At 67.8% G+C, this 15,474-nt stretch carries 19 protein-coding genes; 13 read left to right on the forward strand and 6 right to left on the reverse strand.

Annotated features, from left to right (window positions below):
* Positions 1-27: 27 nt before the first annotated feature.
* Positions 28-369: a rhodanese-like domain-containing protein gene (locus AT701_RS31480; protein WP_058127781.1), complete on the reverse strand. Its 342-nt coding sequence runs from the start codon at positions 367-369 to the stop codon at positions 28-30.
* A gap of 471 nt (positions 370-840) precedes the next feature.
* On the opposite strand from AT701_RS31480, the gene AT701_RS31485 reads away from it, so the two are divergent.
* The 4 genes from AT701_RS31485 to AT701_RS31505 all read left to right on the forward strand — a co-directional run bounded on the left by AT701_RS31485 (position 841) and on the right by AT701_RS31505 (position 3,646).
* A complete protein-coding gene (locus AT701_RS31485; RefSeq protein ID WP_003897835.1) occupies positions 841-999 on the forward strand; it encodes a hypothetical protein in 159 nt (52 codons plus the stop codon).
* Between the two features lie 140 nt (positions 1,000-1,139).
* The gene (locus AT701_RS31490) at positions 1,140-1,763 is read left to right on the forward strand and encodes a superoxide dismutase (RefSeq protein ID WP_003897836.1); all 624 of its coding nucleotides are present in this window, start codon (positions 1,140-1,142) and stop codon (positions 1,761-1,763) included.
* Positions 1,764-1,982: 219 nt separating this feature from the next.
* Entirely contained in the window at positions 1,983-2,516 is a 534-nt protein-coding gene (locus AT701_RS31495; protein ID WP_003897837.1) for a hypothetical protein, read from the forward strand.
* Positions 2,517-3,241: 725 nt separating this feature from the next.
* Positions 3,242-3,646 carry a secretion protein EspR gene (locus AT701_RS31505; protein WP_003897840.1) on the forward strand — a complete coding sequence of 135 codons (405 nt, stop codon included), beginning with the start codon at positions 3,242-3,244 and terminating at the stop codon, positions 3,644-3,646.
* Positions 3,647-3,709: 63 nt separating this feature from the next.
* Here the strand turns inward: AT701_RS31505 and AT701_RS31510 are convergent, their stop codons facing one another.
* The 3 genes from AT701_RS31510 to AT701_RS35425 form a co-directional block, all read right to left on the reverse strand.
* Complete coding sequence (locus AT701_RS31510; RefSeq protein ID WP_058127247.1) at positions 3,710-4,831, reverse strand: hypothetical protein; 1,122 nt, start codon at positions 4,829-4,831, stop codon at positions 3,710-3,712.
* Positions 4,828-5,319 carry an MDR/zinc-dependent alcohol dehydrogenase-like family protein gene (locus AT701_RS31515; protein ID WP_014878644.1) on the reverse strand — a complete coding sequence of 164 codons (492 nt, stop codon included), beginning with the start codon at positions 5,317-5,319 and terminating at the stop codon, positions 4,828-4,830. Before AT701_RS31515 ends, AT701_RS31510 begins: the two co-directional genes overlap by 4 nt.
* Positions 5,320-5,391: 72 nt before the next feature.
* Positions 5,392-6,507 carry a hypothetical protein gene (locus tag AT701_RS35425; protein WP_058127248.1) on the reverse strand — a complete coding sequence of 372 codons (1,116 nt, stop codon included), beginning with the start codon at positions 6,505-6,507 and terminating at the stop codon, positions 5,392-5,394.
* Positions 6,508-6,718: 211 nt separating this feature from the next.
* On the opposite strand from AT701_RS35425, the gene AT701_RS31525 reads away from it, so the two are divergent.
* The 6 genes from AT701_RS31525 (at position 6,719) to rraA (ending at position 10,533) form a co-directional block, all read left to right on the forward strand.
* Complete coding sequence (locus AT701_RS31525; protein ID WP_058127782.1) at positions 6,719-7,375, forward strand: DUF6474 family protein; 657 nt, start codon at positions 6,719-6,721, stop codon at positions 7,373-7,375.
* A gap of 7 nt (positions 7,376-7,382) precedes the next feature.
* Positions 7,383-7,916: a hypothetical protein gene (locus AT701_RS31530; RefSeq protein ID WP_058127249.1), complete on the forward strand. Its 534-nt coding sequence runs from the start codon at positions 7,383-7,385 to the stop codon at positions 7,914-7,916.
* Positions 7,917-7,952: 36 nt separating this feature from the next.
* The gene (locus tag AT701_RS31535; RefSeq protein ID WP_058127250.1) at positions 7,953-8,504 is read left to right on the forward strand and encodes a copper resistance CopC family protein; all 552 of its coding nucleotides are present in this window, start codon (positions 7,953-7,955) and stop codon (positions 8,502-8,504) included.
* An 11-nt stretch (positions 8,505-8,515) separates the two neighbouring features.
* On the forward strand, positions 8,516-9,445 hold the full coding sequence (locus tag AT701_RS31540) for a CopD family protein (protein WP_081319750.1): 930 nt from the start codon (positions 8,516-8,518) through the stop codon (positions 9,443-9,445).
* A 90-nt stretch (positions 9,446-9,535) separates the two neighbouring features.
* The gene (locus AT701_RS31545; RefSeq protein WP_058127252.1) at positions 9,536-10,024 is read left to right on the forward strand and encodes a hypothetical protein; all 489 of its coding nucleotides are present in this window, start codon (positions 9,536-9,538) and stop codon (positions 10,022-10,024) included.
* A 29-nt stretch (positions 10,025-10,053) separates the two neighbouring features.
* A complete protein-coding gene (gene rraA, locus AT701_RS31550) occupies positions 10,054-10,533 on the forward strand; it encodes a ribonuclease E activity regulator RraA (protein WP_058127253.1) in 480 nt (159 codons plus the stop codon).
* 63 nt (positions 10,534-10,596) lie between these two features.
* Here rraA and AT701_RS31555 read toward each other — a convergent pair whose 3' ends face one another.
* Positions 10,597-12,075, reverse strand: coding sequence for a flavin-containing monooxygenase (locus AT701_RS31555; protein ID WP_003897853.1), 1,479 nt, complete (start codon positions 12,073-12,075; stop codon positions 10,597-10,599).
* Positions 12,076-12,153: 78 nt separating this feature from the next.
* Here AT701_RS31555 and AT701_RS31560 point away from each other — a divergent pair, with 78 nt between their 5' ends.
* From AT701_RS31560 to AT701_RS31570, 3 genes are read left to right on the forward strand one after another with little or no spacing between them, the layout of a single operon-like run.
* Entirely contained in the window at positions 12,154-12,807 is a 654-nt protein-coding gene (locus AT701_RS31560) for a TetR/AcrR family transcriptional regulator (protein ID WP_011731283.1), read from the forward strand.
* Between the two features lie 36 nt (positions 12,808-12,843).
* A complete protein-coding gene (dinB, locus tag AT701_RS31565; RefSeq protein ID WP_058127254.1) occupies positions 12,844-14,055 on the forward strand; it encodes a DNA polymerase IV in 1,212 nt (403 codons plus the stop codon).
* Between the two features lie 57 nt (positions 14,056-14,112).
* A complete protein-coding gene (locus tag AT701_RS31570; protein ID WP_058127255.1) occupies positions 14,113-14,397 on the forward strand; it encodes a YiaA/YiaB family inner membrane protein in 285 nt (94 codons plus the stop codon).
* Here the strand turns inward: AT701_RS31570 and AT701_RS31575 are convergent, their stop codons facing one another.
* The gene (locus AT701_RS31575; RefSeq protein ID WP_058127256.1) at positions 14,398-15,402 is read right to left on the reverse strand and encodes a PHP domain-containing protein; all 1,005 of its coding nucleotides are present in this window, start codon (positions 15,400-15,402) and stop codon (positions 14,398-14,400) included.
* Positions 15,403-15,474: the final 72 nt, after the last annotated feature.

Below are 15,474 nucleotides of genomic sequence, written 5' to 3' on the forward strand. Positions count from 1 at the left end.
GGACCAGCCTAGCCACCGGGCACCCGATCAGATGGCGCCCGTACTTCCGTCGTCGGTGACCATGGGGCGACCTGCGCCCGCCCACGCCAGCATCCCGCCCTCGACGTTGATGGGCGTGTAGCCGTTACGGGCCAGGTAGTTGGCGACGCGCAGCGAGCGGCCACCGGCATGGCAGATGACGTACAACTCGGCGTCCGGGTCGATCTCGGCCATGCGCGCCGGGACCTCGCCCATCGGGATGTGCTGGGCACCCGCGACGTGACCGCGCTGCCACTCGTCGTCCTCGCGCACGTCGAGCAGTACCACCGACTGATCGAACGTCGTGGGAACGGCGGAGATGTCCGCCTTTGCGACTTCCACATCGTCCATACCGTCCATGCTCGCACGCGCTCATGCCCGGTGCACCCGTCGGTGGCGCCCCGCCGCGTCGCCGCACGCGCAGAGAGCGGCGTTAGCAATTCGCGACTATCCACAGTTTCCACAGGTTCATCCACAGGCAACGCCGGACGGGACGGGCCCTGACCGGCGTCACCTGTGTGATTCCTGGACGATGCTGTGGACAACGCCGGGGACCCGCGGGCCGGCGATCAACAACGTCCCCTCGGGCGAGCGAAATTGTTCGTGGAACTAAATGTTTCGTCGCGGGTGACGACCGGGCGCGCTGCGCCGCGCTGGATGACGACCCCCTGGTTCGGCCCCTTGGGATCACCGTGATTCGCTTGGCTGCGCAACTCGATTTCGTATCGGCGGGATGGTGGGGCTATGATCGGCGTCACACCAGATGTTGTGACAGAACTCACTGGGGGGTCAAACGTTGATCGTGCAGGTCAGGAGTGTTTGATGGCGTCGCAGCCAATGGGATCCGGGTCCGCTTTACCACAGCCTGAGTGGCACACCTCGGGACATCTGCAGACCCGGCACCAGATGGTGGCGTTCCTGCGGGCCTGCGTGATCGCAGCAATCCTGCTGGGTGTGCTGGCCTTCATCGTCTGGTTCTGACCCCGGTCGCATCGGGTATACGTGGGTGGAGCGTGCGTTCTTGCGGAGTGCGCTGCCATGGAGCAATGTTGACGATGCTTTCGGAGCGTCGATCTTTCTGACGTCCACAGCTCCACAATCACATATGAGGAAGGAATCTCGTGGCTGAATACACCCTGCCGGACCTGGATTACGACTATGGAGCCCTCGAGCCCCATATCTCCGGTCAGATCAACGAGCTGCACCACAGCAAGCACCACGCGACCTACGTCAAGGGTGTGAACGACGCGATTGCCAAGCTCGAGGAGGCACGGGCCAACGGTGACCACGCGGCCATCTTCCTGAACGAGAAGAACCTCGCGTTCCATCTCGGTGGCCACATCAACCACTCGATCTGGTGGAAGAACCTCTCCCCCAACGGTGGCGACAAGCCCACCGGCGAGCTCGCGGCCGCGATCGACGACCAGTTCGGCTCGTTCGACAAGTTCCAGGCACAGTTCACCGCTGCGGCCAACGGCCTGCAGGGTTCGGGCTGGGCGGTGCTCGGATACGACAGCCTCGGTGGCCGTCTGCTGACCTTCCAGCTCTACGACCAGCAGGCCAACGTGCCGCTCGGCATCATCCCGCTGCTCCAGGTCGACATGTGGGAGCACGCGTTCTACCTGCAGTACAAGAACGTCAAGGCCGACTACGTCAAGGCCTTCTGGAACGTCGTCAACTGGGAGGACGTGCAGAACCGCTTCGCGGCAGCCACTTCCAAGACCAGCGGTCTGATCTTCGGCTGATCCGCTCACAAAGAGGCATCTGACACCCGGTCGGCACCGACCGCCTGATCTGGTGAACGAGGGGCGTCGCGCGATTCGCGCGACGCCCCGCCCTCGTTTTCGGGACCGTACAGCCGCGCAGGTCGTGTCGCTTGCACGGTTTGCCGACCTGACGCATCCTGAATTCATCGGCACATCGAGGTGCCGCGGACAGGCCAACACCGATGTCCTGGAGGCAAAATGGATAATCGGTCCGGTCGGGCGATCGAGATCGCCCCGTTTCATTCCGGCGGATCACTCAAGGGTTTCGTGGTGTCAGGACGCTGGCCCGACTCGACCAAGGAGTGGGCGCAGTTGTTGATGGCGACGGTACGGGTCGCATCCTGGCCGGGATTACTGTCCACCACAACGATTTTCGGTGTCCGCGAAGAGCTGCCGGATGAACCGCAGCCCGGCACCGTCGGCCTGGTCATGGCCGAGGGCCCGGTGGTCGGCGAGGCCGCGGTGCCGCCGGGATATTTCGCCGAACACCAACCGCCTGCGCTCTTGATGTTGCACCCGCCGTCGGAGACGACGCCGTCGCTGCCCGAGTGCGCGGGCGCGGCGTCGGGGTGCGTGCTGCTGCCGGGACTTCCGCATCTGGGTCTCGAACACCGCGCGGCCTGGGTCGAGGCCGAGGCCGACGGCACCGTCACGTCGATGGTGAGCCGTGTCGGCGTCGATCCCATCAGCCACCCCGACACCGCGATCCTGGCAATGTTGCTGGCTGCGTGAGCGAACGCGACACGCCCACCCCTTTATCAAGATCAACGCGCTGACCACCGATCATGGTTTTTCACTGCCGGTTTGCTGCCTGCACGCTGTGGGGCTTCGGGCGGCTCGGCGCCACCGAGGTTGCGCCGCACATGCCGGCTCAGTTGCCACAGCGGTGGCGCCGGCACACCGATCTTGTCTACTGTCACAGAGGCAGCAATCAACCCTGCACCGATGCTCGCGCATGCCGGCGCGTCAGCCGTTCGGGTCCGCCCGTGACACCCGGATCGTCGCCAGGACTGGCCCGATCATGGCCTGGCAACTCTCACGCGGTCCTGGTACGGGCCTTGCGATCTGACCCCGCGGCGGCACGTGCGCTCGGTCGTATACAACGGCATCCGCCACGAGTCGGTGGCGAGGTCTGTGCTCTAGCAAATACCTGATTCCGCGAGTACCGGTTGATCATCCGTTGCCCACTTACGACGTCAACACAGCTTTTTCACAGAATGACCGCAGCTCACCCAACTGAATACAACGCAACCGTCACTATTTGTGTTGTCACACGACGCAAAACCACGCTCGGCGCGCGGCGAAGACACGTGTTTCGCCGGTAATCCTGGTCAAAACACGAAGCAAGGTTAACTTTTCCGTGGTTTGCACTTGGTTGTCGTCACAACACTCGGTACGATAGTCAGCAAATACGCCGCCTTTTCGTTCCGCTCATGAATCATGTGGAGGTCAAATCGATGAGCAAGACGTTCGCCGCCCGTCTGAACCGCCTGTTCGACACGGTTTATCCCCCCGGGCGCGGACCCCACACGTCTGCCGAGGTGATTGCTGCGCTCAAGTCCGAGGGCATCACCATGTCGGCTCCGTATCTTTCGCAGCTGCGTTCGGGGAACCGCACCAACCCGTCCGCCGCAACCATGGCTGCTCTTGCCAACTTCTTCCGTATCAAGCCCGCGTACTTCACCGACGACGAGTACTACGAGAAGCTCGACAAGGAACTCACCTGGCTCGCGAACATGCGTGACGAAGGGGTCCGCCGCATTGCTGCCCGCACCGTCGGATTGTCGCCGGAGGCTCAGCAGGACCTGGTCCAAAAGGCCGAGGAACTGCGCCGCCGCGAACAACTCGACTCTGCGGAGTGACGATTCCGGGCCTCGCCCGGCAATGATGTCGTGACGTGTGAGCAGGTCCTGTTCGGGACCTGCTCACACGTGTTTTCCAGCCCGTTCGATCTCGCGGTACTGCTGCGCGATGGCCAGGATCCACTCCCGGTCCGACAGCGATTCGGGCTGTCCCAACCAACTCAATCCGGGGAAAGCCGATGCCGGCGCGTCCTCGTCACGCGTGTCGTGGATCCATTGGGCCACCGCGCGCGCCTGCTCTTGCGGCGTGACCTCGGGTATGTCGAGCACCGGCCGGTCGGCCGATCCCGACCCGTGCCGGGCCGCCTTGCGTCTGCGGGATTCGGCCGCGGTCGCTTCCAGGTACAGCGCGTCGGAGATCAGCGACATGCGCTCGGCGACCCGGAACACCAGCGGCCCGCGCGGGCGCACCCCGATCCCGACGTCGGGCTGGCGCTTGCCCAGCTCGTCGAGCAGCGGCGCGATGACCCGCAACTCCTGACGCGCGCCGAACCAGTCCTCGATGCTGGGCAGCAGTGACCCCGCGGCCACCACGACCATCGCGCAGCCCAGCAGGGTGGCCGCGGCGCCGACACCGATGGTGTCCGACGTTCCGACCGCCCGCAGCAGGAAGAAGGCGCTGGCCGCGACGATCAGCACCATGCCCACGGTGAAGACGAACAGCGCCCGGCCGCGGCGGCTACGGTTGGAGTAGCGCAGACCCGCCCACGCGACGAGGGTGAGCGCGAGCAAGACGTACAGCAGCGGCAGCAACCACGACATGCCGTTGTCGCCGAGTTGGTGCTTGAGGTATTCCTCGGGAGCCATCTCGGGCTGCCTGCCGGCAAGGAAGAACATCACGAGGCTGATCACCGCGACGACGGCGGCAATTCCGTACTGCGCGAACGCGATTCGGCGGGTGGTGACGGGTGATCGCTCTGAGGACGCGGAGGTGATCATGACGCAACTGCCCGCCGCGCAGGCGACCAGGGCCACCTGGCTGAGCCCGACGGCCAGATTGGGCCACCGCAGCAGGGTGTCGATCAACAGCGCCAGCGGCTGCCAGTTGAGGGCCGCGACCGCGCCGAGACTGCCCAGCGCCACGATCATCGCCGAGCTCACCAGTGACTGCTTGTTGACCAGCGCCCATCCGATGCGCAGTCCGGTCGCCAGGCCGAGCAGCCCGGCGATCACCCAGATGATCAACCAAACGCCTCTCCGAGCCGTACCTGCACGATCGACGATCGATCGGACGGTAGCCGGCCCAGGCGGTACAGGAGCAGCGCCGCGAAGTCCTCGGCCTCTTGCTCGATGTCCTCGCCGTTGGGTCCCATGCACCCGGTGCGCTGGTTCAACATGTAACTGATCAGATCGGAACTGGCCAGTTCGACGTTGTCCTGGGCGGCCTCCACGATGGAGATGCCCTCATGGCCCAGAACCAGGTGGCCGAGCTCGTGTGCGAGGGTGCGGTCCCAGGCCGGCAGTCCGCGCTGGATGAGGAACACGTCGCGGTCGGCGTACTGACGCCACTGACCACACACGCCGACCGGAAGTTCTTCCATGGTGATCTCGATGGGCCTGCCACGGTCTTCGCTGACAGCGTCGACGAGGCGCGTCAGCGTCACTTCCCCACGACGCGGTGCGAGATCGAGCACCGCGTTCACTGCGCGCGTGACGCTACGACTGGCTGACACGTTTCCCCCTTCCGACCTTTCCTAGCATTTCCACTTCCGGTGCGCCTCCTCGGGCGGTTGCTCGGGCAGTTGTCAGGGCATGAAGCGCGACGCGCTGCTGCGCACCACAACACCTGCCTTCGCCTGCCGGTAGCCGACCAGTCCGCCCAGCCCGGTGAGGCCGAGCAGGCCCGCCGTCCCCGGAACCGCGACCGCCACGATGTCGAAAACCTCGGCGGTACGCAGGTAGTCGGTGTAACCGGCCCGGAAGGACGCGGGCGGCGCGCCCGCGTCGAGTGCCCCGACCGCCTGCGGTTGGCCGGTGGCCGGTGTCTGGAATTTCAGCGTCGGCGTCGCCGCGGGCCTGCGCGGTTCGGTACCGCCCGGACCGCCGCCGCCGTCCGGCTGCGGGGCGGCAAGTGCCGGAGGCACGATGACCGGCGCGACGACGACGGGCAGCAGCACCGGCGGCGCGACGGCCTCGGCGGCCGCGCCTGGCGGTTCTGCGGCGGCCCCGCCGCCGGAGTTCTGGACCACCCGGGGTCCCGGCAATTGCATGTCCGGGACCTGAGGCCGGGGAACCTCGGGCGCCTCGTTCGGACCGACGCCGTTGCCACCGCCGACATCGACACCACCGGGGATCACGGTCGTGGTCGGTGTCGGGCTCGTCGGCTCGGTCGGTTCGGTGGGTTCCGTGGGCTCGGTCGGCTTGGTGGGTTTCGTGGGCTTGGTGGGCTTGGTCGGCCAGTGCCCGTGATGCGGCGGCCACCCGGGCCAGCCCGGCCACCCAGGTGGCCGGGTCGGTCGCGTATGGGACGGCCGGGTGGGCGTGTGGCTGGGATCGGTTTGCTGCGGCGGGTCGGGATGACCGGTCTTGGTCGGATGCCCGTGGCCGGGTCGCGGTGGGCCCGGCCGGGGCGGCTTGCCGGGGTGTCTGGTGCCGGTGTGCATGGGTGGGCGGGAGTGCCCGTGCGTCGGAGCCTGGCCGGTGTGGCCGGGACCGCCGGGACGCGGCGACGGGCGCTGCCCGTGGGTACCGCGCGGTCCGGCGACCTGCGGCGCACCGCTGTCGGCTCCGGCCGGGCCCTGCCCGGCGGTGTCAGAACCGGCGTCGGGGTTGGCAAACGCCAGCGCCCCGCCGAGACCCGCCATGAACAGGCCGGAGGTGACCAGACACGCTGATGCGGCGACGCGCACGCGCGAACGCATGAAGTCACCCCCCTTCGGCGCACCTGCATCGGCTTTACAGACGTCACCTGATTGTCGCACAAACGCGGGGTGCAGATTTGCTAGCTGTGATGATTCACCCACCGCCCCGCACACCGAGTCGGCAGAGCAAATCGACCGGACGATACTGTGGTTCAGCAGCAGTTCAGCGGTGCTCACCTACACACCACGAGATGACCGGGAGGCAGCCGGAATGGGCCTGTTCACGCGACGCAAGAGCCGCGCAACCCGCCGCGCAGAAGCCCGTGCGATCAAGGCCAAGGCCAAGCTCGAAGCGCGGCTCGCGGCAAAGAACGAAGCCCGGCGCATCAAAGCCGACCGCAAGGCCGAGCAGAAGGCGCTCAAAGCCCAGCTCAGGGCACAGCGCGATACCGACCGCAACGCTCTCAAGATCGCGGAGACGCAGCTGCGCGCGGCGCGCGAAGGCAAGTTGCTCTCGCCGACGCGCGTGCGCCGCCTGCTGACCGTCACCCGTTTGCTGGCGCCGGTTCTGGTGCCCGTGGTGTACCGCGCCGCGATCGCCGCGCGCGGCGCGATCGACGAGCGCCGGGCCGATCAGCTCGGCGTGCCACTGAGCCAGCTCGGCCAGTTCTCCGGACACGGCGCGCAGCTGTCGGCGCGCATCGCCGGGGCCGAGCAGACACTGCGGCTGGTCGCCGAGAAGAAGCCGAAAGACGCCGAGACCAAGCAGTTCGTCGCGGCGATCAACGACCGGCTCACCGACCTCGCGGCCGCGGTCACCGCCGCCGAGAACATGCCGTCGGCGCGCAGGCGCGGCGCCCATGCGGCCATCTCCGCGCAGCTCGACGGCATCGACGCCGACCTGATGGCCCGGTTGGGCCTGGTCTGATCCGTCCATGACCGACGTCCGACGCGATCCCGCCGCCTTGCTGCGCGGAGCGGCCGTCGGACTGCTCACCCCTGCTCTGGCGTTCGCCGCGCACGGCGCCGCCGGTGGCGCGCTGGTGGGCGGCGCCGTGCTCGTGCAACTCGCGGTCCTCGCGCTGACGCTGGGTGCCGTGGCCGCGACGGCCCGTGCCGCGGGCCGCACCTGGGTCTTGTGGGTCCTGCTCGGCACGGGGCAACTACTGTCGCACCTGTTGCTCACCTCAGCGGGCCATCTGCACGGCGTCGACGCGGTGCGGCCCGGGGTCGTCATGCTGCCTGCGCACGCCGCGGCGGTGTGGCTCGGCGCGCTGCTCATCGCGGGCGGCGCGCGGTTGTGCTCCGTGGTCTCTCGCGCCGTGCGGGTGCCCGCGGCGCCCGCACACGTGCTGCCGGCGCCCGAGACACCACGGACCGTCGTCGGAAGCGATCAACCGACCCAGTCGGCACGGTTCCTGGCTGCGTCCATTTCGCACAGAGGTCCACCGGTCGGCGCCACCGCCTGACCTGTCCACGACCCCTCTGACGAAAGACCGACATCGATGACACCCCTTCACGGGGCGCGTTCGCGCGTCCTGACGCGACTTCTCTCCTTTGCACTGACAGCACTCACCCTGGTCTCGGCGTCGCTGGCCGGGGCAGGCGCGGCATCGGCCCACGCCGCCCTGATCTCCACCGATCCCGCCGAGAACACGACGCTGACCGAGTCCCCGCAGCGGGTCAGCGCGACGTTCAACGAACCCATGCAGCAGGCGTTTGCGGCCATGACCGTCGTCGGCCCAGACGGCAACCTGTGGTCGACCGACGACCCGCAGGTCGAGGGCACGGTCGTGAGCGTCGGTGTCCGGCCGCTCGGACCCGCGGGCACCTACACCGTCAACTACCGGGCCACCTCGGCCGACGGACATGTGGTGTCGGGATCGTGGTCGTTCGACCTGACCGTGGCAGGACCTGGCACGCCCGGTCCCACCGTCGCCCCCGCGCCTGCGCCAGCGGCGAGCGAGGACGACGGACTGCCCGTGTGGCCGTTCGTGCTCGCGGCCGTCGTGATAGTCGGTGGCGGAGCCTGGTGGGCCCTGCGGCGCCGGGCGTAACCCGCCGCACGATGGCGGGCGGCGTCCTGGTGATCGCCGCATCGGCCGTCACCGCGTGGGCGCTGGCCTTCCCTCACACGCCGATCATCGGCGCGGCCGTGCGCGCGCTGGCCGATGCCGCGGCGGTCGCGACGCTCGGACTGGCCGCGGTCCCGATGCTCGACCAGGCACGTCACCGCGCCGACGTCGCCCGCGTTGCCGCGACACCGCTCGCCGTGACCGCCGCGGTGTGGGCGCTGGCCGAGTTGGTCCGCCTGGTCACCGACGCCGCGCTGGCCGCGGGTCTTTCGGTGCGGCACATCGGTGTGCGCACTGTGGCCGACTTCGGTTGGTACACCACCGTCGGGCGCTCCGGTCTGGTCAGCATCGTCGCCGCCGTGGCGGTCTGCGGTGTCGCGTCGGCGACGCAGCGTCCGGCCCGGTTCTCTGTGGTGTCCGGGCCGTCGGCGATGCTCGCGACGGTCGGCATCTCCGCGGCCGGGATGGCCGCCCGGACTCTGGCCGGTCACCTCTCGGAGAGCCCGCTCGGCGGCCTGGCCGTAGCCGTGCACGCGCTCGCCGCCGCGCTGTGGTGCGGGTTGCTGGCGGCTCTCGTGGTCACCGTGACCCATCGGGGTCAGTGGGCGCGCGTGCTTCCGCGGTTCTCCCAGTTGTCGCTGGGCTGCGTCGCGGTGCTGCTGGTGGCCGGCGTCGTCGGTGCGCTGGTCCGGTTGCAGTCCCCCGCTGACCTCGTCGTGACCGGGTACGGCCGGCTGTTGTCGGCGAAGATGCTGGTGACGGCCGGATTGTTGGTCCTGGCCTGGCGGAACCGGTCCGGCTGGCTGCCCGCGGCGCGGGCGCACCGCAGCAGTGCGGGGTTGTCGCAGCGACGATCACTCGTCGAACTGGGGGCCATGGCCGTCGTGGTGACGTTCGCGGCCGCTCTGGCCGTCACGGGGTGACGATCTGACCGCCTGGCATGATGGGAACGACTGCCGGCCACATCCCACCGCGCTGGCGCGGATACGACACACCCCATAGGAGCAGCCAGAATGGCAGAGCAGCAGGACCGTCCCACCGAGAATCCACAGACGCCCTCGGGGGACTCGGCAGCCGGCGCATCGGGCTCCGGCGACAATTCTGCTCCCGCCAAGAAGGCACCGGCCAAGAAAGCGCCGGCCAAGAAAGCGCCGGCCAAGAAGGCACCGGCGAAGAAGGCCCCGGCCAAGGCCGCCAAGAAAGCACCCGCCAAGAAGGCACCGGCGAAAAAGGCACCGGCCAAGAAGGCCGAGCCCGCCGCGCCCGCGCCGGTCGAGAAGCCCACCGCAGCACCCGTCGACGAGATCGCGGCGGCCGCGGAAGAGGTTGCCGCACAAGCCAAGTCGACTGTGGAGGCCGCACCCAACCCGGTGTCGGGCCCGGTGCCCGTCCCGGTCGAGGAGCATCACTCCACGCGCTTCCCGGTGGGACCCACCATCGCGGCCGCGGTCATGATCGTGCTGCTGGTGCTCGCGGCGCGGCGCCGCGGAGCGCAGGACTGACGCCGCGGGCGGCCTGAAATAATCGCGGGGTGAGTATCGAACCGCGCGCCACCGCCGACCTCGTCGACGAGATCTATCCCGACGTCCGCAGCTGTGACCTGCAATTGCAGAACTACGGCGGCAAGATCATGTTCGCAGGCCCGGTCACCACGGTGCGCTGCTTCCAGGACAACGCGCTGCTGAAGTCGATCCTCTCGACGCCGGGTGAGGGCGGGGTGCTCGTGGTCGACGGCGCCGGTTCCCTGCACACCGCGCTCGTCGGCGACGTCATCGCCGGTCTGGCGGCCGACAACGGCTGGTCCGGTGTGATCGTCAACGGTGCGGTGCGCGACGCCGCCGCGCTGCGCACCATCGACGTCGGTATCAAGGCACTCGGCACCAACCCCCGCAAGGGCACCAAGACCGGCGAGGGCGAGCGCGATGTCGAGGTCAGCTTCGGCGGCGTGACCTTCACCCCCGGCGACATCGCCTACTGCGACGAGGACGGCATCGTCGTCGTCACCCCCTGATCTTCCTGCACACGCAGAACTGCCCCCTTCCCGTGCGGGAAAGGGGCAGTTTCCGTATCTGCTCTACGACGACGAAGCCGAGACTGCCGCACGGTGTTTCGTGAAGTGCAGCGATTCCTCGTCGACCTTGTCGTAGCGGATCATGCGCAGATCGAAGAAGTAGTTCTGCTTGAGCCGCCACGGGGCGCGCGACCCGGACTTGGGCAGGCTGTCCATGGCGCGGCGGAAGTAGCCCGGGTTGAAGTCCATGAACGGCAGCGCGTCGACGGCGTCGCCGGGATGCTGGGGTTCGACACGGTCGAATCCGTTGTCGTCCATGTAGTTCAGCACGCGGCAGATGAACTCCGACACCAGATCGGCCTTCAGCGTCCACGACGCGTTGGTGTAGCCGAAGGTGATCGCCATGTTCGGCACACCCGAGAGCATCAGACCCTTGTAGGTCATGGTCTCGGTGAGATCGACCTCCTGCCCGTTGCGGGTCAAGCTCGCGCCGCCGAACAGCTGCATGTTCAAACCCGTTGCGGTGATGATGATGTCGGCCGTGAGCTCCTCACCTGAGGTCAGCTTGATGCCGGTCTCGGTGAACTTCGCGATCGTGTCGGTGACCACGTCGGCCTTGCCGGCACGGATGGTCTTGAACAGATCGCCGTTGGGCGCCAGGCACAGTCGCTCGTCCCACGGGTTGTAGCGCGGGCCGAAGTGCTTCTGCACGTCGAAACCCTCGGGCAACCTGCGCTGGGCCATGGTCATCAGCGTCTTGCGCATGTAGTTGGGGAACTTGCGCGCCAGTTGATACTGCGCGGTGCTGAATGCAATGGCCTTCCAGCGGTTCACGAAGTGCGCGAGGTTCTTGGGCAGGTATTTGTTGGTCTTCTCGGCGACCGGGTCCACCAGCGGCAGCGACCCGATGTAGGTCGGTGACCGCTGCAGCATCGTGACGTGCGCGGCCCCGCCGTTCACCAGTGACGGGATCAGCGTCACGGCCGTGGCGCCCGAGCCGATGACGACGATCTTCTTGCCGGCGTAGTCGAGGTCCTCGGGCCAGTGCTGCGGGTGGATGATCTGCCCCGCGAAGTCGTCGGCGCCGGGGAACTCCGGCGAGTAGCCCTGGTCGTAGTTGTAGTAGCCGCTGCACACGGACAAAAACGACGCGGTGATCTGCTTCTGCTCGCCGTCGGCCTCGACGGTGATGGTCCAGCGGTTCTCGGCGTCCGACCAGTCGGCGCCCAGCACCCGGTGGTTGGTCCGGATGTGTTTGTCGATGCCGTTTTCCTGCGCGGCCTCGTTGATGTAGTTCCAGATCGACGGACCGTCGGCGATCGACTTGGCCGACGTCCACGGCTTGAACCGGAAGCCCAGGGTGAACATGTCGGAGTCGGAGCGGATGCCCGGGTATTTGAACAGGTCCCACGTGCCGCCGATGTTGGCGCGGCGCTCCAGGATCACGTAGCTCTTCGTCGGGCAGCGGTCCTGGAGGTGCCAGGCCGTGCTGATGCCGGAGATCCCTGCACCGACGATCACGACGTCGAAGTGTTCGGTCATGGGACCGACGGTATCAACGCAGTGTTGATGCGGTCAACAGTGTGTTGATATTTTCGACGCGGTGTTAAGCTACTGGTCGTGACCACCGCCAGTCAGACTCGTACGCCCCGCGGCCGCCGTTCGGCGCGCCCGTCGGGTGACGACCGGGAAGCTGCGATCCTGGCGACGGCCCAACGCCTGCTGGAGACCAAGAAGTTCGCCGAGATCTCCGTCGATGACCTGGCCAAAGGCGCCGGGATCTCGCGGCCGACGTTCTACTTCTATTTCCCGTCGAAGGAAGCGGTGCTGTTGTCGCTGATCGATCCGCTGATCAAGCGGGCCGACTCGGGCTTCGACAACGCCGTGGAGAGCATGCCCGCCGACCCGCAGCGGGCGATCCGTCGCGGCATCGAGATCTTCTTCAACTCGTTCGGGTCCCACCCCGCCACGGCCCGGGCGGGTACCGAAGCCCTCAAGAGCAGTCCGGAATTCAAGGAATTCTGGTCGGGCCTGATGCAGAAGTGGATCGCGGCGACCGCGGCGCTGATCACGGCCGAACGCGAGCGTGGCGCGGCGCCGGACACCATCCCGGCGCTCGACCTGGCGACGTCTCTGAACCTGATGAATGAGCGGACCATGATGGCGGCGCTGGCCGACGAGCAACCCGGGGTCGCACCCGAGAAGGTCGTCGCCACCCTCACCCACATCTGGCTCAACAGCATCTACGGCACCTTGCCCGTCGGGACGGCGTAGCCGCCTCTCGCATCTGTCGCCCCTCGATGCGAACATATGTTCGTGTCCGCTGCGGAATCCGCGAGCATCCTGCACGCTGACCTCGACTCGTTCTACGCCTCGGTCGAGCAGCGCGACGATCCGGCGCTGCGCGGACGCCCGGTGATCGTCGGCGGCGGTGTGGTGCTGGCGGCCAGTTACGAGGCCAAGGCTTACGGCGTCCGCACCGCGATGAGCGGCGGCCAGGCCCGGGCCCTGTGCCCGCAGGCCATTGTGGTCCCGCCGCGCATGGCGGCCTACACACAGGCCAGCCGCGATGTGTTCGCGGTCTTCCACGACACCACCCCGCTGGTGGAACCGCTGTCGGTCGATGAGGCGTTCCTCGACGTATCCGGGCTGGCCCGGGTGTCGGGCACGCCGGTGGAGATCGCCGCGCGCCTGCGCGCACGGGTCCGCGAGCAGGTCGGGCTGCCCATCACCGTCGGCATCGCGCGCACCAAGTTCCTGGCCAAGGTCGCCAGCCAGGAGGGCAAGCCCGACGGGTTGCTCCTGGTGCCACCCGACCGGGAACTGGCGTTTTTGCATCCGCTTCCCGTGCGTCGGCTGTGGGGTGTCGGCGCCAAGACCGCCGAGAAACTGCGCGCCCACGGCATCGAGACGGTGGCCGATGTCGCCGAACTGTCCGAGGCCACATTGGGCAGCATGGTCGGCGGCGCGATGGGACGTCAGCTTTTCACGTTGTCGCGCAACATCGATCGCCGCCGGGTCACCACAGGGGTACGACGCAGTTCGGTCGGCGCTCAGCGCGCGCTGGGCCGGCGCGGCAACTCCATGTCCGCCGCCGAGGTCGACGCCGTCGTGGTCAACCTGGTCGACCGCATCACCCGGCGCATGCGCGCCGCGGGACGCACCGGCCGCACTGTGGTGCTGCGCCTGCGGTTCGACGACTTCGGCCGCGCCACCCGGTCACACACCATGCCGCGGGCCACCGCATCGACCGACGTGATCCTCTGCGCCGCACGCGAACTCGTGGCCGCAGCCGCACCGCTGATCGCCGAACGCGGGCTCACGCTCATCGGGTTCGCGGTGTCCAACATCGACCGTGGCGGCACCCAACAACTGGAACTGCCGTTCGCCGAACAACCGGATCCGGTCGCGATCGATTCGGCCATCGATCAGGTGCGGCAGCGGTTCGGCAACGCCGTGCTCACCCGCGGTGTGCTGGTCGGCCGCGACCCAGGCCTGGAGATGCCCATGCTGCCGGACTGACGGATTTGAGTAGTCTCACGCATCCGGCCGCCCGCAGGTTCCGCCAGGCTCGGACGTATGAACGCATTCACCGACACCACCAGGGTCACGGCCGCCTTCTTCCTCCAGGCCGCCATCGCCTTCGGCGTGAGCCTCATCGGACTACTCGGAGGGATCCTTTTCCTGCCGATCGACATGTGGCAACGGATGTTCCTCGCCATGTCCGCGCTGTTCGTCGTCACCAGCGCCTTCACGCTTGCCAAGGTGATCCGCGATCAGCACGAGGCCGCCACCATCCGCGTGCGCCTCGACGAGGCGCGCATGGAAAAGCTTCTGGCCGAACATGATCCGTTCGGCGCCTGATCAGGTCGCCGCCCACTCCAGCAGAGCCTCGGCGGGCCAGGTGTTGACGATGCGCTCCGCCGGCACACCGGCGTCCACCGCCCGCTGGGCGCCGTAGCCGAGGAACTCGAGCTGGCCCGGCGCGTGGGAATCGGTGTCGATGCTGAACACGCAGCCGATCTCCAGAGCGAGGTTGAGCAGCCGGGTCGGCGGATCGCGCCGCTCGGGGCGCGAGTTGATCTCGACCGCGGTGCCCGCGTCCCGGCACGCGGTGAACACCTTCTCGGCGTCGAACTTCGATTCGGGCCGCATACCGCGACCGCCGGTCACCAGCCGGCCAGTGCAGTGGCCGAGGACGTCGGTGTGCGGGTTGGTGACGGCCTTGATCATGCGCCGGGTCATCGCGGCCTCGTCCATCGCGAGCTTCGAGTGCACGCTGGCCACCACGACGTCGAGGCGCTCCAGCAGCTCGGGCTCCTGGTCGAGCGAACCGTCTTCGAGGATGTCGACCTCGATGCCCGTGAGGATCCGCATCGGCGCGACGGCCTCCCGCAGTTCGTCGATGACGTCGAGCTGCTCACGCAGCCGGTCCGGCGAGAGCCCGTTGGCGATCTTCAGCCGCGGTGAGTGGTCGGTCAGGGCGCAGTACTCGTGACCGAGATCCCTTGCGGCCATCATCATTTCCTCGATCGGCGCCGAACCGTCCGACCAGTTCGAGTGCACGTGCAGATCGCCGCGCAGCGCGGCGCGGATGTCACCGCCGCCGAGATCGGCTGCGTTCCCCCGCAACTCGACGAGCGCGTCGGGCTCACGCCCGGCCCAGGCCTGCGCGATGACCTTCGCGGTCTTCGGGCCGATGCCGGGCAGTGACTGCCAGCCGTTCGTGGCCCCCAGTCGGTCACGCTGGGCTTCGGTCAGCCGCTCGACGATGTCGGCCGCGTTGCGATACGCCATCACCCGCCGCGGGTCTTCCCGCGCGCGGTCCTTGTAGTAGGCGATCTGGCGCAGGGCAATGACCGGATCCATGTGTCCAGTGTGCCCCGGGAGTGGCCTCAGCTACACAAACTAACGCTCTGGAGGGTCCAGAACTTGTTGTAC

Source organism: Mycolicibacterium smegmatis, from assembly GCF_001457595.1.
Lineage (GTDB): Bacteria > Actinomycetota > Actinomycetes > Mycobacteriales > Mycobacteriaceae > Mycobacterium > Mycobacterium smegmatis.